The organism is Streptomyces filamentosus (genome assembly GCF_014654895.1).
In the GTDB taxonomy this organism is placed as follows: Bacteria; Actinomycetota; Actinomycetes; order Streptomycetales; family Streptomycetaceae; genus Streptomyces; species Streptomyces filamentosus.
The window spans coordinates 883772-902811 of sequence record NZ_BNBE01000003.1 but is presented as its reverse complement, the minus strand read 5'-3'; the positions used below and the strand labels follow the sequence as shown (position 1 = coordinate 902811).

At 75.0% G+C, this 19040-nt stretch carries 18 protein-coding genes; 6 read left to right on the top strand and 12 right to left on the bottom strand.

The window, feature by feature from the left end; all coding sequences use genetic code 11:
* Window positions 1-83: 83 nt before the first annotated feature.
* The 5 genes from IE326_RS31520 to infC all read right to left on the bottom strand — a co-directional run bounded on the left by IE326_RS31520 (window position 84) and on the right by infC (window position 3818).
* Entirely contained in the window at window positions 84-1217 is a 1134-nt protein-coding gene (locus IE326_RS31520; protein WP_190043957.1) for a sensor histidine kinase, read from the bottom strand.
* Between the two features lie 138 nt (window positions 1218-1355).
* On the bottom strand, window positions 1356-2195 hold the full coding sequence (locus IE326_RS31515; RefSeq protein WP_190043956.1) for a TrmH family RNA methyltransferase: 840 nt from the start codon (window positions 2193-2195) through the stop codon (window positions 1356-1358).
* A 108-nt stretch (window positions 2196-2303) separates the two neighbouring features.
* Complete coding sequence (rplT, locus tag IE326_RS31510; RefSeq protein ID WP_030493496.1) at window positions 2304-2690, bottom strand: 50S ribosomal protein L20; 387 nt, start codon at window positions 2688-2690, stop codon at window positions 2304-2306.
* Between the two features lie 106 nt (window positions 2691-2796).
* Window positions 2797-2991 carry a 50S ribosomal protein L35 gene (gene rpmI / locus IE326_RS31505; protein WP_015032399.1) on the bottom strand — a complete coding sequence of 65 codons (195 nt, stop codon included), beginning with the start codon at window positions 2989-2991 and terminating at the stop codon, window positions 2797-2799.
* A 125-nt stretch (window positions 2992-3116) separates the two neighbouring features.
* The gene (gene infC / locus IE326_RS31500; RefSeq protein ID WP_150227337.1) at window positions 3117-3818 is read right to left on the bottom strand and encodes a translation initiation factor IF-3; all 702 of its coding nucleotides are present in this window, start codon (window positions 3816-3818) and stop codon (window positions 3117-3119) included.
* Window positions 3819-4120: 302 nt separating this feature from the next.
* Here infC and IE326_RS31495 point away from each other — a divergent pair, with 302 nt between their 5' ends.
* Window positions 4121-4498 (top strand): DUF1844 domain-containing protein, encoded by a 378-nt coding sequence (locus tag IE326_RS31495; protein ID WP_150227338.1) that lies wholly within the window; start codon window positions 4121-4123, stop codon window positions 4496-4498.
* A 211-nt stretch (window positions 4499-4709) separates the two neighbouring features.
* Here the strand turns inward: IE326_RS31495 and IE326_RS31490 are convergent, their stop codons facing one another.
* Genes IE326_RS31490 through IE326_RS31480 form a run of 3 tightly spaced genes read right to left on the bottom strand, consistent with a single transcriptional unit; the run spans window position 4710 to window position 7589 of the window.
* Complete coding sequence (locus tag IE326_RS31490; protein ID WP_190043955.1) at window positions 4710-5444, bottom strand: SseB family protein; 735 nt, start codon at window positions 5442-5444, stop codon at window positions 4710-4712.
* A 46-nt stretch (window positions 5445-5490) separates the two neighbouring features.
* Complete coding sequence (mycP, locus tag IE326_RS31485; RefSeq protein ID WP_190043954.1) at window positions 5491-6735, bottom strand: type VII secretion-associated serine protease mycosin; 1245 nt, start codon at window positions 6733-6735, stop codon at window positions 5491-5493.
* On the bottom strand, window positions 6732-7589 hold the full coding sequence (locus IE326_RS31480) for a hypothetical protein (protein ID WP_229915745.1): 858 nt from the start codon (window positions 7587-7589) through the stop codon (window positions 6732-6734). The genes mycP and IE326_RS31480 overlap by 4 nt, the downstream gene beginning before the upstream one ends.
* Window positions 7590-8292: 703 nt before the next feature.
* On the opposite strand from IE326_RS31480, the gene IE326_RS31475 reads away from it, so the two are divergent.
* Window positions 8293-9495, top strand: a complete 1203-nt coding sequence (locus IE326_RS31475; RefSeq protein WP_150227341.1) for an alanine racemase — start codon at window positions 8293-8295, stop codon at window positions 9493-9495.
* A 15-nt stretch (window positions 9496-9510) separates the two neighbouring features.
* Here IE326_RS31475 and IE326_RS31470 read toward each other — a convergent pair whose 3' ends face one another.
* The 3 genes from IE326_RS31470 to IE326_RS31460 form a co-directional block, all read right to left on the bottom strand.
* Window positions 9511-10305 carry a 3-oxoacyl-ACP reductase gene (locus tag IE326_RS31470; protein WP_190043953.1) on the bottom strand — a complete coding sequence of 265 codons (795 nt, stop codon included), beginning with the start codon at window positions 10303-10305 and terminating at the stop codon, window positions 9511-9513.
* Between the two features lie 4 nt (window positions 10306-10309).
* On the bottom strand, window positions 10310-11674 hold the full coding sequence (locus IE326_RS31465; RefSeq protein ID WP_150227343.1) for an aldehyde dehydrogenase family protein: 1365 nt from the start codon (window positions 11672-11674) through the stop codon (window positions 10310-10312).
* Window positions 11675-11810: 136 nt separating this feature from the next.
* On the bottom strand, window positions 11811-13175 hold the full coding sequence (locus tag IE326_RS31460) for a glutamine synthetase family protein (protein WP_150227344.1): 1365 nt from the start codon (window positions 13173-13175) through the stop codon (window positions 11811-11813).
* A 91-nt stretch (window positions 13176-13266) separates the two neighbouring features.
* Between IE326_RS31460 and IE326_RS31455 the strand changes: the two genes are divergently transcribed.
* Both IE326_RS31455 and IE326_RS31450 read left to right on the top strand, forming a co-directional pair.
* Entirely contained in the window at window positions 13267-14004 is a 738-nt protein-coding gene (locus IE326_RS31455) for a FadR/GntR family transcriptional regulator (protein WP_373310329.1), read from the top strand.
* A gap of 79 nt (window positions 14005-14083) precedes the next feature.
* Complete coding sequence (locus IE326_RS31450; RefSeq protein WP_150227345.1) at window positions 14084-14767, top strand: gamma-glutamyl-gamma-aminobutyrate hydrolase family protein; 684 nt, start codon at window positions 14084-14086, stop codon at window positions 14765-14767.
* A gap of 71 nt (window positions 14768-14838) precedes the next feature.
* On the opposite strand, the gene IE326_RS31445 is transcribed toward IE326_RS31450, so the two are convergent.
* The gene (locus IE326_RS31445) at window positions 14839-16287 is read right to left on the bottom strand and encodes a purine-cytosine permease family protein (protein WP_190043952.1); all 1449 of its coding nucleotides are present in this window, start codon (window positions 16285-16287) and stop codon (window positions 14839-14841) included.
* Window positions 16288-16354: 67 nt separating this feature from the next.
* On the opposite strand from IE326_RS31445, the gene IE326_RS31440 reads away from it, so the two are divergent.
* Together IE326_RS31440 and IE326_RS31435 are read left to right on the top strand one after the other, a co-directional pair.
* Window positions 16355-17122 (top strand): TetR/AcrR family transcriptional regulator, encoded by a 768-nt coding sequence (locus IE326_RS31440; RefSeq protein ID WP_150227347.1) that lies wholly within the window; start codon window positions 16355-16357, stop codon window positions 17120-17122.
* Between the two features lie 266 nt (window positions 17123-17388).
* Complete coding sequence (locus tag IE326_RS31435) at window positions 17389-19020, top strand: amidohydrolase (protein WP_150227348.1); 1632 nt, start codon at window positions 17389-17391, stop codon at window positions 19018-19020.
* The last annotated feature ends 20 nt before the right edge of the window (window positions 19021-19040 follow it).

Below are 19040 nucleotides of genomic sequence, written 5' to 3'. Positions count from 1 at the left end.
TCTAACGGGGTGGGGACACGCGGATGAGCCCGTGGGGGCCCCGGCGGCTCTGGATCCCGTGGGGTCTCGGTGGGTGAGAGACCTCAGACGAGGTGGGCCGGGGCTCCGACGGGCAGGATAAATCGGAATTCGGCGCCGCCGCGCGGGCCGGGGCCGACGGTGATGGTGCCGCCGTGGGCCTCGACGAGGCCCTTGACGATGTAGAGGCCGAGGCCGGTGCCGCCGCGCTTGCTGCCGCGCCAGAAGCGGGTGAAGACGCGGTTCATGGACTCCTCGGGGATGCCCGGTCCTTCGTCGCGCACGGTGACCTCCGTCCCCTCCTCGCCGGTGCCGTCGTCGCCCGCGGTGCGGGGCGCCACCTCGATGGTGACGGTTCCGGCGCCGTGGCGCACCGCGTTTTCCAGGAGGTTGCCGAGGATCTGGTCGATCTTGTCGGGGTCGGCCCAGAGCGCGGGGAGTCCGGGACGGGTGCGGACGAAGAAGCGGTCGGGCGGCTGGCCGGCGGTGGTGTGCACCTGGATGTGGCGGCCGATGGCGGCGGCGATGTCGACGGGCTGGCGGCGGACCTCCAGGCGGCCGGAGTCGATCCGGGAGATGTCGAGGAGTTCGGCGATGAGCCGTTTGATCCGGCCGGCGTCGGCGTCGACGGTCTCCAGCATGAGCCGCTTCTGCTCGTCGGTGAACCGCTCCCACTTGCTGAGGAGGGTGGCGGTGAAGCCCTTGACGGAGGTGAGCGGGGAGCGGAGTTCGTGGGCGACGGTGGCGATCAGTTCGGCGTGGCTGCGCTCGGTGCGGCGGCGGGCCTCGGTGCCGCGGAGCGAGACGACGACCCGGCGGACGGGTCCGGTGGGGTGCTCGCGGACGTACCGGGCGGAGACGAGGACCTCGCGGCCGCCGGGCAGCAGCAGGTTCCGTTCGGGCTGGCCGCGCCGGGTGGCGAGGCCGCCGTAGGGGTCGGTGAGGGCCCACCAGCGGTGGCCCTTGAGGTCCTCCAGCGGCAGGGCCCGGTCGAGCGGGCGGCCGAGGGCCTCGGCGACGGGGACGGCGGTGAGGCGGCTGGCGGCGGCGTTGAAGCAGACGACGAGACCCCGCTCGTCGGCGACGACGAGCCCGTCGGGCAGGTCGTCGGGGTCGATCCCGGGCCACGGCTCGGGTGCGGGCGCCTCGGCCCCGCGTGGCTGTGCGGTCCGCGCGGGACTGTCCGTGCCGGCCGTCATATCCCCGTCTCCCACCCCTCCGTGTACCGCAGTGGGTTCCCGAGTGCGTCACTCTACTGGGCGAGGGTGACCAACGGGAGTCGGAAGGCCACACGGGGTGGCCGGATCACGACGGTCGGGTACGGGGGCGGGGGGTGGTCAGACCGAGCGGCGGGGGCGCTGGGCGCGGGCGGAGGCGTACAGGCAGACGGCCGCGGCGGTGGCGAGATTGAGGCTCTCGGCCTTGCCGTGGATGGGGACGCGGACGACGGCGTCGGCGAGGGCGCGGGTCTCCTCGGGGAGGCCCCAGGCCTCGTTGCCGAAGATCCAGGCGGTGGGGCCGCCCATGGTGCCGGCGTCGAGTTCGTCGTCGAGGTCGTCCAGGCCCGCGCCGTCGGCGGCGAGGATGCGGACGCCGGCGTCCTTGAGGCCGGCGACGGCCTGCTCGACGGGGACGCCCACGGCGACGGGGAGGTGGAAGAGCGAGCCGACGGAGGCCCGGACCGACTTGGGGTTGTACAGGTCGACGGAGGCGTCGGTGAGGATCACCGCGTCGGCTCCGGCGGCGTCGGCACAGCGGAGCACGGTGCCGGCGTTCCCGGGGTCGCGGACGTGCGCGAGGACGGCGACCAGCTTGGGCTTCGCGGCGAGGATCTCCTCGAAGGGCGAGTCGAGGAAGCGGCAGACGCCGACGAGGCCCTGCGGGGTGACGGTCTGGGAGACCTCGGCGAGAACGGCGTCGGAGGCGTGGTGGACGCGGGCGCCGGCGGCGCGGGCGGCCTCGACGATGGGCGCGTAGCGCTCGGCGGCATCGACGGTGGTGAAGAGCTCGACGAGGGTGGGGGCACCGTCCGGGCCCCGGTGCGCGACGGCCTCGCGGACGGCCTGGGGGCCCTCGGCGAGGAAGAGGCGGTCCTTGCCCCGGAAGTTGCGCTTGGCGAGCCGCCGGGCGGCGGCGACGCGCGGGGAACGCGGGGAGATCGGCTCGGGGGTGGACATGTGCCTGGGGCTCTCTGTCTCGTCGGGTTTCCGTACGGGGCGGTCAACGCGCCGGACCCGCAGGCGCGGGGCCTGCGGGTCCGGGCTGAAGCACTGCGGCCTGGAAGATCAGGCGGCGGCCTTCGGGGCGTTGACGTCGGCCGGGAGGGCCTTCTGCGCGACCTCGACCAGCGCGGCGAACGCGTTGATGTCGTTGACGGCCAGCTCGGCGAGGATCTTGCGGTCCACCTCGATGTTGGCGGCCTTCAGACCCTGGATGAGGCGGTTGTACGTCATGCCGTTCTGGCGGGCAGCGGCGTTGATGCGCTGGATCCACAGCTGACGGAAGTCGCCCTTGCGCTTCTTCCGGTCGTTGTAGTTGTAGACCAGCGAGTGGGTGACCTGCTCCTTGGCCTTGCGGTACAGGCGCGAACGCTGACCGCGGTAGCCGGAGGCCTGCTCGAGGATCGCCCGGCGCTTCTTGTGGGCGTTGACTGCCCGCTTGACGCGTGCCACTTCTTACTCCTTGTAGCGGGGCCGTGGTGTGTTCACACGACCCGGAAAACGGATGGGTCCCGGTCTTGGCCGGATGCCCTCGGGGACCGAGGGCGGGAGATCAAGCTCAGATGCCCAGCATCTTCTTGATCTTGGCGGCGTCACCCGGGGCCATCTCGGCGTTGCCGGTGAGGCGACGCGTCAGCTTGGACGACTTGTGCTCGAGCAGGTGGCGCTTGCCGGCGCGCTCGCGCAGGATCTTGCCGGAGCCGGTGACCTTGAAGCGCTTCTTGGCACCGGAGTGCGTCTTGTTCTTCGGCATAGCGCCGTTATCTCCTCGTCAGTGGCGCTCCCCCGGTGCTGGCACCGGACAACCGGGAACGTCAATTCTTCGTGTGGTGGTGCCGGGCGGAACCCGGGGGCCGCCGCTGGGGCGGCCCCGTCGGATCACGCCTCGGCGTTCTCGGCCGACGTGTCGGCCGAAGCCTCCTCGGCACCGGCCTCGGCGGCCGCCTCGGGCGCGAGGCCCTGGCGCTCCGCCTTGCGCGCGGCCTGAGCCTCGCGCGCCTCGGCCATGGCCTCGGTCTTCTTCTTGTGCGGACCCAGAACCATGATCATGTTCCGGCCGTCCTGCTTCGGGTTCGACTCGATGAAGCCCAGGTCCTGGACGTCCTCGGCGAGGCGCTGAAGAAGGCGGTAACCGAGCTCGGGCCGGGACTGCTCACGACCACGGAACATGATCGTGATCTTGACCTTGTCGCCCTGCTTCAGGAAGCGGACGACGTGGCCCTTCTTGGTGTCGTAGTCGTGCGGGTCGATCTTCGGCCGGAGCTTCATCTCCTTGATGACCGTGTGCGCCTGGTTCTTGCGCGCCTCACGGGCCTTCATGGCCGACTCGTACTTGAACTTCCCGTAGTCCATGAGCTTGCACACGGGCGGACGGGCGTTCGCCGCGACCTCGACAAGATCGAGGTCGTACTCCTGCGCGAGCTCCAGGGCCTTGGCAAGGGGGACGATGCCCACCTGCTCGCCGCTGGGGCCGACAAGACGCACCTCAGGAACGCGAATCCGCTCGTTGATGCGGGGCTCGGCGCTGATGGATCCTCCTCGGTAGCACCACGCGACCGCCTTGGCGGACGGACACGTCACGTCAAATCACTGAGACCAACCGAGCGGGAGCATGAAAAATGCCCCGGACGGGACACAAGCGGGGCTCCAAAGAAAACCGGAGCACCGTCGCGGTCAACCGCGGGGCGCACAGGGCGACTCCATCGTCCGTACGGAACGATGGTCGCCGCCTGACCGGTGACCCGCCGCCCGTGAGAGCGGTCAGGTGGGAGATCGGAGCCTCCACTTGCGGGCCGGGCACACAGGTGTCCGGCCGGTCGTTACACAAGGTTAGCAGGACCCGGCGGTCGGCGCGAACCGTCCGCCCGCTTATCGTGTGGGGCATGAGCGAGACCCCCCAGAACGCGTCCCCCACCGACTCCGAGAACCCCGACTTCGAGGCCATGACCCGCGACATCGCCGAGGTGCCGGCGGTCGAGGTCATCGTGACCGTCGCCGTCAACCTGATGAGCGCCGCCGCGGTCAAGCTCGGCCTCACCGAGGAGGGCGACGCCCACAAGGACCTCGACGAGGCGCGCAAGCTGATCCACGCCCTCGCCGGCCTGCTCGACGCGAGCACCACGGAGATCTCGTCCTTCCACGCCGCCCCCCTGCGGGACGGCCTGAAGTCCCTCCAGCTCGCCTTCCGCGAGGCGTCGGTCGTCCCCGACGAGCCGGGCAAGGGCCCGGGCGAGAAGTACACGGGCGCCGTCTACGGCTGACGGCCGGCCGCGAAGGGCCCGGAGGGCCGCGGGGGTACGGGGGTCGCCCCCGGAAGACCACGGCCACGGGCGCCGTCCACGGCTGACGGCCGACCGCGAAGGGCCCGGAGGGCCGCGGGGGTACGGGGGTCGCCCCCGGAAGACCACGGCCACAGGCGCCGTCCACGGCTGGGCCCGGGAGCCGGGACCCCGAGGCCGGAGGGCCCGCAGGTCAGTCCCGTACGTAGAAGGGCTCGCCCGGAGGGGTGGCCGCGGCCGGCAGGAGCGCCAGGTCGAGGCCCCGCACCAGGCGGGCCCTCAGCGTTTCGTCGGAGGCCAGCGCGGAGGCCACCCGCCGGGCGGCGTCCGCCGGGTCGGCGTCCCCGGCGAGGACCAGGGCGAGGGTGCCGTCGGCGGTGCCGGGGCCCAGGTGGGCGCGGAGCACGGCGGGCTCGGCGGCGACCGCGGCGCGGACCGCGTCCCGGACGGCCGGGTCGTCGAGCGGGTCGGTGCTGGTGCGGCCCTCGGCGAGGGCGAGCAGGGCGGACCCGCTCACCTGGTAGGGCACCGGTCCGGCCATGTCGAGGACCAGGGTGTCGGCCTTCTCGTGGACGAGGGCGGCGAGCGCCTGGTGGAGCGGGACGGCGACGGGCCGGGCGGCCGGGTCCCACCGGGCGAGCGAGGCGGTCGAGGTGAAGGCGGGCAGCCCGCGGCGGTCGCCGGCGGTGAGCGTCGGCACCGCCATGTCGCTGGTCTTCTCCTGCTTCAGTCCCGTCTCCGGGTCGATCTCCACCTCGCCGAGGACGGCGACGACGGGGACGAGGAGCCGGGCTCCGCGCAGCGCCTCCAGGACGGGGCCGTGGGCGGTTCTGTCCTCCGCCCAGGCCGCGAGGGCCGCGGCGAGCGCCGGGTCCGCGGTGCCGTCGTCGTCGGAGAAACCGGGGTCCGGGATGTTCTTGAGCTCCACGCCCCGAGCCTAACGGGCCGGGCGTCCGGTCCCCGCCGCCGGGGCGTCAGCGGGCGCGGCCCGCCCGGTGCAGGGCCACGGCGGCCAGCAGCAGGAGCGCGCCGAGGCCGCCGGCGAGGGGGGCGAGCAGCCCGGACGCACCGCTCTCCTCGGCGGCGGGGAGGGGGCCGGGGCCGAAGTACTGGCCGCGGTAGCCGGCGGTGGCGTCCTTCGGGTCGCCGCCCTTCAGCGCGGCGCCCGCCTCGATGGCCGCGGCCGGGTCGACCGTGCCGTACCCCTTGGCGTCGCTCCGGCCGCCCTCGGGCCGGTCCCGGGCGGTGTCGACGAGGAGCCGCTTGATCTGCGCGGGGGTCAGGTCGGGGTGGGCGGAGCGGATGAGGGCGACGGCGCCGGAGACGAAGGCGGCGGCGGCGCTCGTGCCCCAGCCCTCGTAGTACTTGCGGTCGGGGTCGGCGATGACGATGTCGACGCCGGGGGCGCTGACCGTGGCGTACCAGCGGCGGGTGGAGAAGGAGGCGCGGGTGCCGTAGCGGTCGACGGCGGTGACGGCGATGACGCCGGGGTAGGCGGCCGGGTAGGAGATGTGGTCGCCCTTCTCGCCGCCGTTGCCGGCGGAGGCGACGACGGCGACGCCCTTGCCGAGGGCGTACTGGACGGCGGCGTCCTCGCCGGGGTCGGGGTGGGCGGACTTCGAGTCGTCGCCGAGGGAGAGGTTGATGACGTCTGCGCCGTGGTCGGCGGCCCAGCGGATGCCCTGGGCGAGGGCGGTGCCACGGGTCTTGCGGGCCTTGTCGCGGGCCTTGTCCTTGCCTTCGAGGATGACCCGCACGGGCAGGATGCGGGCGCCGGGGGCGATGCCGAGGACGCCGCTGTCGTCGGCCCAGCCGTGGCCGTGCCCGGCGATGATGCCGGCCATCGCCGTGCCGTGCCGGGCCCAGGCGGGGTCGCCCTCGGCGGCGCCGAAGCCGATGAGGTCCTTGCCCGGCAGGACGGAGCCGGTGAGGTCGGGGTGGCCGGCGTCCACGCCGGTGTCGAGGACGGCGACGGTGACGCCCTCGCCCTTGGTGGTCCGCCACGCCTCCTCCGTGCGGAGGGCTTCGAGGCCCCACTGGCGGTCGCGGATGGCGTCGGCGTGGGCGGGCGCGGCGGGCAGCACGGCGAAGGCGGCGGCGAGGAGGACGGCGGCGGGCGCGGTGCCCGCGGCGCGGAGGCGGGGGCGGAAGCGGGTGCGGGTGCGGAAGCGGGCCGGGGCCGTTCCCTCCGTCGTGTCCGGGGTACGGGGGCGGGTCATCGGGCTTCCTGCTCCTTCGCCGCGGTCCGGGCGGTGGTGCGGAGCTGCTTCTCCAGGCGCTCGGCGATGCCGAGGGCCTCGTGGCCGAGGCCGGACTGGGCGACGGCGTCGGCGCGGCCCTTCTTCATGGCCTGGTCGGCGGGGACCGCGCGGTCGGCGGCCCGGCCGTCGGCGAAGCCGGAGACGGCCGTGACGACGACGGGGAGGTCGGTGGAGGCGGTCGCCCACCAGCCGGTGCGCTGGGCGGGGCCGAACCCGGCGGCGACGGTCCCGGGCCCGGCCAGCGCGGGCGGCACGTCCTGGCCGAGGCGGGCGGCCAGTGCGCGGCCGCCGAGGGCGCGCTGCGCGGTGACGTCGGCGCGGGTGAAGACGAGCCCGACCGTGAGGACGCTGGTGGCGGTGGCGTCGGTGTAGGTGGCGCGCAGGACGCGTTCGCAGCCGAGGGGGTCCACGGCGGCGAGCAGCCGGGGTGCGAGGGACGCGGTGGTGCAGGGCGCGTCGGGCGCGACGACGACCCTGGTCCAGGTGCGGGCGGAGGGACCGGGCCCGGCCTCGGGGGCGGTGAGGGTGCGCGGGAGGAGGGTGTCGACCGGGGCGTTGTGCCAGAGCTCCTTGGCGACGGTGTACCCGGCGGGTTCGGCGGGCCGTCCGCCGCCGGACGCGGCGAGCCACATCCCGGCCAGAGCGCCCCCGACGAGTCCGGTCCCGAGCACGAGGCACGCTCCCACGGCCAGCGCCCTCCCACGGCGCCGCTCCCGTATCGGCCGCAGTCGCGTCGTCGTCTCGACCGGCGTCTCCTCCGCCGTCCCGTACGCCGGGACCCGCACGGGCCGCAGTCGCGCGGTCGTCTCCACGGCCGGCCCGGAGGGCCCTGACGGCTTCTTTCGTCCCGGCCCGGCATCCGCCGCCCAGCCCCGGGGCAGTGCCGTCCGCGGGCGCGGCGGGGCCGGGGCCGGGAGCGGGGCCGAGGTCGGCTGAGGCCGGGCCGGGACGGCCGGAGCCGGGGCGGCGGGTGCCTGCGCGGCGGGAGACGCGGGCGGGGCCGTCCGCGGGCGCGGCGGGGCCGCCGGGGTCTGCGCGGCCGGGGCGCCCGGGGGGCGCTGCGGCGCCGGGGCGGCCGGGGGCGGCGAAGTCGGGGGCGCCGGAGCCGTCGCCTCCGGGGTGCCCTGCGGGCGCGGCGGGGCAGGTGCGGCCTGCGGCTTCGACGCCGGAGGCGCGGGCCGGGCCGGGGCCGGGGTCTTCGGGAGGGGCGCGGGGGCCGTCTCCCGGCGGGGGGCCGGGGGCTTGGACGGCTGAGGGGTGGCCGGGGGCGGGGTGAGGGAGGTGGTGAGGGTGGAGAGGGCGCTTCTGGGCGGGTTCCGGGGGGCCGGGTCCTCGGGGGACCTGGGGGGCTCGGGAGGGGGGAGGGTCTCGGTGACCCGGGGCGTGCGGGGGTTCTGCTCGCTGGTCATCCCGCCCCCTGCTCCCGCCGACAATGCCCGCCACTCTACGGGCTGTTCCCCGCCGTGCGGGAACCCAGGGGTACCCGCCCCCCTGACGGTCTGGCAAGCTCGGGCCATGACTCCCCGTGCCGCCGACCGGGCCCGGTACGACCGGGCCACCGCCGCCCTCGACGCTCCCGTGGCGATCGTCGACCTGGAGGCGTTCGACGCCAACGCGGACGATCTGGTGCGGCGGGCCGGCGGGAAGCCGGTGCGGGTGGCGAGCAAGTCGGTGCGGTGCCGGGCGCTCCTGGAGCGGGTGCTGGCCCGGGACGGTTTCGCCGGGGTCATGTCCTTCACGCTCGCCGAGTCGCTGTGGCTGGCGCGGGCCGGGTTCGAGGACGTCCTGCTGGCCTATCCGTCGGCCGACCGGGGCGGCTACGCGGAGCTGGCGCGGGACCCGAAGCTCGCCGCCGCCGTGACGGTGACGGTCGACGACGTGGCGCAGCTGGACCTGATCGACGCGGCGCGGGCCGGCGGCACCGAGGAGGTGCGGGTCTGCCTGGAGATGGACACGGCGCTGCGCCTGCTGGGCGGCCGGGTGCGGATCGGGGCGCTGCGGTCACCGCTGCGGACTCCCGCGCAGCTGGCGGAGCTGGCCCGGTCGGTGGTCCGGCGGCCGGGGTTCCGGCTGGTGGGGCTGATGGCGTACGAGGGGCACGTGGCGGGGGTCGGGGACGCGGTGGCCGGCCGGCCGCTGCGGTCGCGGGCGGTACGGGCGATGCAGGCGGTGGCCCGCCGGGAGCTGGCCGAACGGCGGGCGGCGGTGGCCGGAGCCGTACGGGCGGTGGCGCCGGACCTGGAGTTCGTCAACGGCGGCGGCACCGGCAGCGTGCAGCACACGGTCGCGGAGGCGGCGGTCACCGAGGTCGCGGCCGGGTCGGGGCTGTACGTGCCGCGGCTCTTCGACGACTACTCGTCCTTCAGCGGGCGCCCCGCGGCGCTCTTCGCGCTGCCGGTGGTGCGGCGCCCCGGCGTCGGGGTCGTCACGGTGCTCGGCGGCGGCTATCCGGCGTCCGGCGCGGCCGGGCGGGACCGGCTGCCCGTCCCGTACCTCCCGGAGGGGCTGCGCTACGACCCCCGGGAGGGGCCCGGAGAGGTGCAGACGCCGCTGCTCGGCTCGCCCGCGGACGACCTGCGGATCGGCGACAAGGTGTGGTTCCGGCACGCGAAGGCCGGTGAGCTGTGCGAGCGGTTCGAGACGCTGCACCTGGTGGAGGGGGACCGCGTGGTGGACGCGGTCCCCACCTACCGGGGCGAGGGGCGGACCTTCCTCTGAGCCTCCCCGGTCCCCCTACAGCGGGGTGACGTAGGCGCCGGAGATGCCGCCGTCGACGAGGAAGTCGGTGGCGTTGACGAAGGAAGAGTCGTCGCTGGCGAGGAAGGCGACGGCCGCCGCGATCTCGTCGGCGCGGGCGAAGCGGCCGACGGGGATGTGGACGAGCCTGCGGGCGGCCCGCTCCGGGTCCGCGGCGAAGAGCTCCCGCAGGAGCGGGGTGTCGACCGGGCCGGGGCAGAGGGCGTTGACGCGGATGCCCTCGCGGGCGAACTGGACGCCGAGCTCGCGGGACATGGCGAGGACGCCGCCCTTGGAGGCGGTGTACGAGATCTGGCTGGTCGCCGCGCCCATGATCGCCACGAAGGAGGCGGTGTTGATGATGGAGCCCCGGCCCTGGCGCCGCATGTACGGCAGGGCGGCCTTGCAGCAGAGGTAGACGGAGGTGAGGTTGACGTCCTGGACGCGCCGCCACGCCTCCAGTCCGGTCTCCAGGATGGAGTCGTCGTCGGGCGGGGAGATGCCGGCGTTGTTGAAGGCGACGTCGACGGAGCCGTAGGTCTCGAAGGCGGTGCGGAAGAGCGCCTCGACCTCCTCGGGGTCGGTGACGTCGACCTTGGCGAAGGTGCCGCCGACGGCTTCGGCGGCGGCCTTCCCGGCCTCCTCGTCGATGTCGCCGCAGACGACGTTCGCTCCTTCGGAGGCGAGGCGGTGGGCGGTGGCGAGTCCGATGCCGCTGCCGGCGCCGGTGATGACGGCGGTGCGGCCGACGAGGCGGCGGCAGACGGTCCCTGCGGTCTCTTCGGTGGTCATGCGGTCAGCCTTCCGTGCTGATGAAGACGTTCTTGGTCTCGGTGAAGGCGGTGAGGGCGTCGGGTCCGAGTTCGCGGCCGAGGCCGGACCGGCCGAAGCCCCCGAAGGGGGTCCAGTAGCGGACGCTGGAGTGGGAGTTGACGGAGAGGTTCCCGGCCCGGACGGCGCGGGAGGCGCGCAGGGCGCGGCCGACGTCCCGGGTCCAGAGGGAGCCGGACAGGCCGTACTCGGTGGCGTTGGCGAGCCGGATCGCGTCGGCCTCGTCCTCGAAGGGGAGGAGGACGGCGACGGGGCCGAAGACCTCCTCGACGGCGCAGGGCGCGTCCTCGGCGACGCCGGTGAGGACGGTCGGCGGGTACCAGAAGCCGGGCCCCTCGGGCGCCTTGCCGACGACGGCCTCCGCGCCCTCGGGGACGTAGGAGCGGACCCGGTCGAGCTGGGCGCGGGAGATCAGCGGCCCCATCTGGGTGCGCTCGTCGAGCGGGTCGCCGACGACGACCTCCTCGACGGCGGGCACGAGCAGTTCCAGGAAGCGGTCGTAGGCGCTCCGCTGGACGAGGATCCGGGTGCGGGCGCAGCAGTCCTGGCCGCTGTTGTCGAGGAAGGACATCGGGGCGGCCGCGGCGGCGGCTTCGAGGTCGGCGTCGGCGAAGACGATGTTGGGGCTCTTGCCGCCGAGTTCGAGGGTGACCCGCTTCACCTGGTCGGCGCACTTCGCCATGATCGCCTTGCCGACCCGGGTGGAGCCGGTGAAGACGATCTTGGCGACGCCGGGGTGGGTGACGAGGGCGTCGCCCGCGACGGGGCCGGTGCCGGGGAGGACCTGGAAGAGGCCCTCGGGCAGGCCGGCCTCCAGGGCGATCCCGGCGAGGCGGAGCGCGGTGAGCGGGGTCGTCTCGGCGGGCTTGAGGAGGACGGCGTTGCCGGCGGCCAGGGCGGGGGCGGTGGCCCAGGCGGCGATCGGCATGGGGAAGTTCCAGGGAGCGATGACGCCGACGACGCCGAGCGGTTCGAGGATCGTGACGTCGAGGCCGCCGGACACCGGGATCTGCCGTCCGGTCAGGCGTTCCGCTCCCCCGGCGGCGTAGTCGAGGAGGTCGCGGACGTTGCCGGCCTCCCAGCGGGCGTTGCCGAGGGTGTGCCCGGCCTGGGTGACCTCCAGGAGGGCGAGTTCCTCGGTGTGGGCGTCGACGGCGGAGGCGAAGCGGCGGAGCAGCCGGGCGCGGTCGGCGGGGGCGGCGGCGGCCCAGGCGCGCTGGGCGGCGGCGGCCCGGGTGACGGCGGCGTCCACGTCGGCGGCGGTGGCGGCGGGGACGGTGGCGACGAGTTCCTCGGTCGCCGGGTTCAGTACCCGGAGTGCGGTGGGCAAGGGCTCGGTCCTCTCGGGGCGTGCGTCGGAGGGGTTCGTCGGCGGCGTGCGTCGGAGGGGGGCACGCGTCGGAGACATGCGCGCGTCGGAGGCGTTCACCCCTCAGGGGCGTTCACCCCTCAGGGGCGTGCGCGCGTCAGAGGCGTTCGAAGGAGCGGCGCAGTTCCCAGTCGGTGACCGCCGCGTCGAAGGCGGCGAGTTCGACGCGCGCCATGTTGCGGTAGTGGGCGACGGTCTCGGCGCCGAAGGCATCCTCGGCGATCTCGCTGGTCTCCCAGAGTTCGGCGGCCTCGCGCAGGGTGGTGGGGACGTGGGCGTGGTCGGCGGCGTAGGCGTTCCCGGTGCAGGGGGGCGGGAGTTCGAGGCCCTGCTCGATGCCGTGGAGGCCGGCGGCGACCATCGCGGCGACGGCGAGGTAGGGGTTGACGTCGCCGCCGGGGAGGCGGTTCTCGAAGCGGGTGGAGGGGCCGTGGCCGACGGTCCGCAGCGCGCAGGTGCGGTTGTCGGGGCCCCAGGCGACGGCGGTGGGGGCGAAGGAGCCGGGCTGGAACCGCTTGTAGGAGTTGATGTTGGGGGCGTAGAGGAGGGAGAAGTCCCGCATCGCGGCCAGCTGTCCGGCGAGGAAGTGCCGCATGAGGCCGGACATGCCGTGCGGGTCGTCCCCGGCCATGACGTTGGTGCCGGCCTCGTCCTGGAGGGAGAGGTGGACGTGGCAGGAGTTGCCCTCGCGGGCGTCGTACTTGGCCATGAAGGTGAGGGAGCGGCCCTCCTGTGCGGCGATCTCCTTGGCGCCGGTCTTGTAGACGGCGTGCTGGTCGCAGGTGGTGAGGGCGTCGGCGTAGCGGAAGGCGATCTCGTGCTGGCCGGGGTTGCACTCGCCCTTGGCGGACTCGACGGTGAGTCCGGCGGCGGCCATCTCGTTGCGGATGCGGCGCAGGAGGGGTTCGACGCGGCCGCCGCCGAGGATCGAGTAGTCGACGTTGTACCGGTTGGCGGGGGTGAGGTCGCGGTAGCCGGTGTCCCACGCCTGCTCGTAGGTGTCCTGGAAGACGATGAACTCCAGCTCGGTGCCGACGTGGGCGGTGAGGCCGTGGGCGGCGAGGCGGTCGAGCTGGTGGCGCAGGATCTGGCGGGGGGCGGCGGTGACGGGGCTGCCGTCGGCCCAGGTCAGGTCGGCGGTGACCAGGGCGGTGGCCTCGTTCCAGGGGGTGCGGCGGAGGGTGGCGAGGTCGGGGCGCATGGCGAAGTCGCCGTAGCCGCGGTCCCAGGAGGACATGGCGTAGCCGTCGACGGTGTTCATCTCGGTGTCGACGGCGAGGAGGTAGTTGCAGCCCTCGGTGCCGTGGGCGAGGACCTCGCGGAGGAAGAAGGGGGCGGCGAAGCGCTTGCCCTGGAGGCGGCCCTGCATGTCGGGGAAGGCGAGGGCGACGGTGTCGATCTCGCCGCCCGCCACGAGGGAGCGAAGCTCCTCGACGGTGAGCGGGGGCGTGCGGTCTGCCACGGGACGACTCTCCTCGTTCGGCTGCCGGGAGACATAAGGTATGGGTGGAGACCATTGCTTGGGAAGGGTCGGGGGAAGGGGTGGCGTGAAGGTGATCCGTACGAGTGAACCGCCGGGTCCGGTCGACCGGTTGGCGTCCGTGCTGCGTCCGGTCCGGGCGGGCAACGGCTTCGAGGAGGCCCTGGAGCAGGTCCTCCAGGTGGTCCGGCTGGGCCTGGTGCCGGGCGGCGAACGGCTGCCCGCCGAACGGGAACTGGCCGAGCGGATGGGGATCAGCCGGGTGACGCTGCGCGAGGTCCTGAAGGTGCTCCAGGAGCAGGGCCTGGTGGAGAGCCGGCGCGGCCGGTACGGCGGCACGTTCGTGCTGCCCCGCGTCCAGGGCCCCGACGAGGCGGAGCTGCGCCGCCGGATCGCCGCCGTCGACATGGAGGACGCGCTGCGCTTCCGGGAGGTCCTGGAGGTGGGCGCGGCGGGACTGTGCGCCGCGCACGGCCTGGAGCCCGCGGGGGCGCGGCGGCTGCGGGCGGCGCTGGCGGCCACCCGGGACGCGCCGCTGGCCGACTACCGCCGCCAGGACACCCTGCTCCACCTGACGCTGGCCGAACTCTCCGGCTCCCCCAGCCTGGCGGGCCGGTACGCGGCGGTCCGGGCGACCGTCAACGACCTGCTGGACTGCATCCCGCTGCTGGTGCGGAACCTGGAGCACTCGCAGCACCAGCACACCGCCCTGGTGGAGGCGGTCCTGGACGGGGACGCGGACGCGGCCCGCGAGGTGATGCGGGAGCACTGCGCGGGGACGGCGGCGCTGCTGCGCGGCTTCCTGGCCTGAAAAGGTATGTCCGCGGTCCATTGGCCCGCGGCAGGCCCTAGAGTCGGCGCACGTCCCGCGACCGCCAGGAGGCAGCCCCGTGTCCCAGCCGCTCATCGGTGTGACGACCTATCTCGACCGGGCCCGCTGGGGGGTGTGGGACATGCCGGCGGCGCTGCTGCCCGCGCGCTATCCGCGGTACGTGCGGGAGGGCGGCGGGCTGGCCGTGATGCTGCCGCCGGACGCGCCCTCGGCGGCGGCCGCGGTGCTGGCCCGGCTGGACGGTCTCGTGGTGGCGGGCGGGGCCGACGTGGAACCCGTGCGGTACGGCGCCGAGCCCGGTCCGCGGACCGGTCCGCCCGCGCGGGAGCGGGACGCGTGGGAGCTGGCGCTGATCGAGGCGGCCCTCGCCTCCGGGACGCCGCTGCTCGGCGTCTGCCGGGGGATGCAGCTGCTCAACGTGGCGCTGGGCGGGACGCTGACGCAGCACCTGGACGGGCACATGGGCGAGGTCGGGGTGATGGGGCGGCACACGGTGAAGCCGGTGCCGGGGACCCGTTACGGGACGCTGGCGCCGGAGGCGACCGAGGTGCCGGCCTACCACCACCAGGCCGTGGACCGGCTCGGCGCGGGCCTGGTGGCCTCGGCGCACGCGGAGGACGGCACGGTGGAGGCGGTGGAGCTGGCCGGTCCTTCCTGGGCCCTCGGGGTGCAGTGGCATCCGGAGATGGGCGAGGACTTCCGGGTCGTCCGGGGACTGGTGACGGCGGCCGTACGGGGGTGAGGCGGGGGCGGGACGGGGCACGGGGCGGCCGGGGTGGGCGGTCCGGCCGCCCCGCGGTTCGGGGGCCGCGCTCAGGCGGCGGCGGGGAGGGTGGCCGCGACCGGGCGGCGGCCGAGGAGCACGTACAGGCCGGTGGTGACGGCCATGCCGACGGGCAGCGAGAGGTCCATGCCGACGACGGCGGCGACCGGTCCCGTGTAGACGCTGTCCACGCACAGGGCGCCGGCGGCGAGGCCGCCGAGGAGGGCGGTCACGCCGGCCGGGTTGACGCCGCCGGTGTACCAGAAGGGGCTGCCGGGGGTCTCGTCGGAGAGGGCGGCCACGTCGTAGCGGTTGCGGCGCAGCAGGATGTCCGTGGCGTAGAGGCACATCATCGGCCCGGTGAGGACCGTGATCACCTGGAGGGCGTTGCTGACGGTGTCCAGGAAGTTGGAGACCAGCAGGCCGTAGAGGGTGAGGGCGACGGCGACGGTCCCGTCGAAGAGGACGCTGACCGTGCGGCGGACGCGCAGGCCGACGGCCTGGAGGGCGAGGCCGGCGCTGTAGGCGGTCAGGGCGTTGATGGCGATGGTGCCGAGGACCAGGGCCAGCAGGAAGAACGGCACGAACCAGCCCGGCAGGATGGCCTGGAGCGCGGTCTGGGGGTCCGTCATGTCGACGGCGGTGGCGGCGAAGGCGCCGAGCGAGCAGACCACGACGCTCGGCACGAAGGCGCCGAGCGCGGTCCACAGCGTGATGGCGCGCGGGGAGCTGCTGCGGGGCAGGTAGCGGGAGAAGTCGGCGCTCGTCGTGTACGAGAGCGGGCCCGAGGCGATCATCGTGGTGCCGGCGAGGAGCACGGCCCACAGGGAGGCGCCGGAGAGGTGCTCGGCGGGGGCGTACGAGAAGTCGGCGTGCCGCAGGACGGCGAGGGCGACGACGGTGAACGCCCCGCCGAGGATCAGCGTGATCGGCAGGTAGAGCTTGATGATCAGGGCGTGGCCGTAGACGCTGATCGCCAGCGTGAGGGCGGCGATGACCACGACGACCGCGGCCTTGACCGGGTCGTTCACCGGCAGGCCGGTCTTCTCGACGAGCGCGAAGGCGGCGGTCGCGGCGGCGGCCAGGTTGAGGGCGAAGTAGCAGACGGAGACGAGCCAGCCGCCGACGGCGTTGTTCACGCGGTTGCCGAGGACGCCGTAGAGGGTGCGGGTGATGACCTCGCTGGGCGAACCCGCGGCCGGGCCGGAGGTGGCGAGCACGCCGGTGAGGACCCAGAAGAGGTTGCCGACGACGATCACGCCGACCGCCTGTCCCAGGGTGAGGCCCATGAGGACCAGTGCGCCGCCGATGACGAGGCTGAGGTAGTTCACGTTCGCCGCGGCCCAGACGGAGAACAGCTCGCGGGGGTGCCCGTGGCGTTCGGCGTCGGGGATGTGGTCGATGCCGTGGGCCTCGACGCGGCCTGGCCGGTCGGCGGCCGGCAGGGGTGCCGACGCGCGCTCTGTCCCGGGGCGCGGGTCGGGGATCGTGGAAGCCATGCGGCCCTCCGGTGCGTGAATGCCCACCTGGTTGCTTATTGGTCGCACACTCAATAGCATCCCCGGTATGTCGTCAAGCGTCCAGCGCAAGCGAATCCGGAAATCGCCCGAGGCCAGACGGGCGGAGATCGTGGCGACCGCCGCCCGGGTCGCCCTCACCGAAGGACTGGAGTGCGTCACCCTGCGGCGCGTCGCCGAGGAACTCGCCGTCCGGCCCGGTCTGATCAGCCACTACTTCCCCTCCGCCGAGGACCTCGTCGCCGCGGCGTTCGCCGTCGCGGCCCTCGGCGAGCTCGACGCGCTGCTCCCCGCCGAGCGCCCGGACGGCACCCCCGCGCAGTACCTCGCCCGGTACTTCGCGCTGTCGTCCGGCGCGGCCTACGACGACATCAGCCGCCTCTGGATCAACGCCCGGCACCTGAGCCGCTACCGGCCCGTCCTGCGGGACGTGGTCACCCGGATGGAGCTGGCCTCCGACGACCGGCTGGAGACCCTGATCCTCGACGGCGTCGCCCGCGGCGAGTTCCGCACGGACGACGCGCGGTCGGCGGCCATCCAGATCCTGGTGGTCCTCGACGGCCTCGGCGCCCACGCCAACTCGGACCGCACCGACCGCCCCCCGGCCGTCACCCGCCTCGCCCTCAGCACGGCGGAACGCGCCCTCGACCTCCCCCACGGCACCCTCGACGCCCCCGGCGCGACGGGCACCCTGCCGCTCGCCTTCTCCCCCACGGAGGCCGCCGAGGCGGCGGTGGCGTCGGAGATGGCGGGGGCCGCGGGGACGCCGGGGGCCGCGGAGGGCACGGGCGCCGGGGAGGCGGTCGGCGATGCCTGACGGCGGGTGGCGCGCCCGGCGGCCGGACGGCGGCCACGGTCACGGCCGGAGCCGGCTCCGGAGCCACAGCCACAGCCACAGCCACAGCCACGACGGGTGCCCGGGGCCGGACCCGGGCACCCGCACCCGCGCTTGCGCCCCAGCCCGCGTCTGACGACGGCGGCACCCGCCCCGGCCCCGCCGCCCCCCTGACCGGCGGGCCCTGAGCCCGACCACCGCCGGGCCCGCCCCCTCCCCCGTACCACCCCACCGCAAGGAGCACCCCCGTGTCCGCTCGACTCGTCCTCCACTCCGCCCGACTGCTCGATCCCGTGACCGGGGACTTCCTCGCGGCGAGCGCGCTCGCCGTGGGCGGGGACGGGCGGATCGCCGCGCTCGGCGACGAGCGGGAGGTGCGGGGGCTCGCCGGGGCCGGGACGACCGTCGTCGACCTGAAGGGCGCCGTCGTCACCCCCGGTCTCGTGGACGGGCACGTCCACCCCGTGACCGGCGCCGAGCTGACCGGCGGCCTGGACCTCTCCGGCTGCGCCGACCTCGCGGACGTGCGGGAGGCACTGGCCCGCGAGGTCCGCGGCCTGGAGCGCGGCGCGTGGCTGTTCGGCTGGGGGCTCGACCCGAACGTCTTCGGCGACGAGCCGGTCGGCGTCGCGCCCTTCGACGCCGTCCTCGACGGGGTGCCCGCCTTCCTGCTGCTCTTCGACGCGCACTCCGCGCTCGCCTCCCGCCGCGCCCTCGAACTCGCCGGGGTCGACGGCCCGCGCACCTTCGCCCAGGCGTCCGCCGAGGTCGTCTGCGACGCCGGAGGACGCCCCACCGGACTCCTCCAGGAGGACGCCGCCTGCGAGCTGGTCGAGCGGGTCGCCCCGCGGCCGACCCGCGAGGAACGGCTGGAGCGGCTCGCCTCGGCGCTGGACTCCATGGCGGCGGCCGGTCTGACCGGCGGGCACGTGATGGACGCCAACGGCGACAGCCTCGACCTCTTCGCCGAGCTGGACGCCGCCGGGCGGCTGCCGCTGCGGCTGCGCGTGGCCCCGTGGTGCCAGCCCGGCACGGACGCGGAGGGGGTGCGGGAGCTGATCGCGCTCCAGGGCCGGGGCGGCGCGCTGTGGCGGGTCGCGGGCGTGAAGCTCTTCATGGACGGCACCATCGACAACGGCACGGCGTGGCTGGAGCGGCCCGACCGCCACGGCGAGTCCACCCACGCGTTCTGGCCGGAGCCGGGGACGTACAGCGAGGTCATCGGCGCGCTGCACCGGGCCGGGGTGCCGACGGCGACCCACGCCATCGGGGACGCGGCCGTCCGGCACGTCCTCGACTCGGTCGAGAAGGCGCGGGCGACCGGCGGCGACCCGGCGGTGCGCCACCGGGTCGAGCACATCGAGACGGTGCCGGACGACACCCTGCGCCGCTTCGCGGAGCTCGGCGTGGTCGCCTCCATGCAGCCCACGCACTGCTGCGACTTCACCCGCGCCGACCACACCGACAACTGGTCGCGGCGGCTCGGCGAGGAGCGCGCCGGGCGCGCCTGGCGCTGCCGGGACCTGGTCGACTCCGGGGCGACGGTGGTGCTCGGCTCGGACTGGCCGATCGCGCCGTTCCCGCCGCTGGGCGTGCTGGCCGGCGCCGTGCACCGGCGTCCGACCCGCGACCTGACCCAGCCGCCGCACGGCCCCGGGCAGGCGCTGACCGCCCTGCAGGCGCTGCGCGGCCTGACCACGGGCGCGGCCTACGCGGCGGGCGAGGAGCACGTCTCCGGCCGGCTCGCCCCGGGGCACCGCGCCGACCTGACGGTCCTGGCCGCCGACCCCCTCACCACGCCGGCCGCGGAGCTCCCGGACGTCCCGGTGCTCCTGACCGCCGTCGACGGCCGCGTCACCCACCGGGCCCCGCAGCTGTAGGACCCGCGGCGGCAGGACCC

What these genes read in the sequence shown, in the direction of transcription:
- rpmI (WP_015032399.1), bottom strand. Translation starts at nt 2,991, where the DNA reads ATGCCGAAGAACAAGACGCACTCCGGTGCCAAGAAGCGCTTCAAGGTC.
- IE326_RS31440 (WP_150227347.1), top strand. Translation starts at nt 16,355, where the DNA reads ATGTCGTCAAGCGTCCAGCGCAAGCGAATCCGGAAATCGCCCGAGGCC.
- IE326_RS31520 (WP_190043957.1), bottom strand. Translation starts at nt 1,217, where the DNA reads ATGACGGCCGGCACGGACAGTCCCGCGCGGACCGCACAGCCACGCGGG.
- IE326_RS31515 (WP_190043956.1), bottom strand. Translation starts at nt 2,195, where the DNA reads ATGTCCACCCCCGAGCCGATCTCCCCGCGTTCCCCGCGCGTCGCCGCC.
- IE326_RS31445 (WP_190043952.1), bottom strand. Translation starts at nt 16,287, where the DNA reads ATGGCTTCCACGATCCCCGACCCGCGCCCCGGGACAGAGCGCGCGTCG.
- mycP (WP_190043954.1), bottom strand. Translation starts at nt 6,735, where the DNA reads ATGACCCGCCCCCGTACCCCGGACACGACGGAGGGAACGGCCCCGGCC.
- IE326_RS31470 (WP_190043953.1), bottom strand. Translation starts at nt 10,305, where the DNA reads ATGACCACCGAAGAGACCGCAGGGACCGTCTGCCGCCGCCTCGTCGGC.
- IE326_RS31475 (WP_150227341.1), top strand. Translation starts at nt 8,293, where the DNA reads ATGACTCCCCGTGCCGCCGACCGGGCCCGGTACGACCGGGCCACCGCC.
- IE326_RS31495 (WP_150227338.1), top strand. Translation starts at nt 4,121, where the DNA reads ATGAGCGAGACCCCCCAGAACGCGTCCCCCACCGACTCCGAGAACCCC.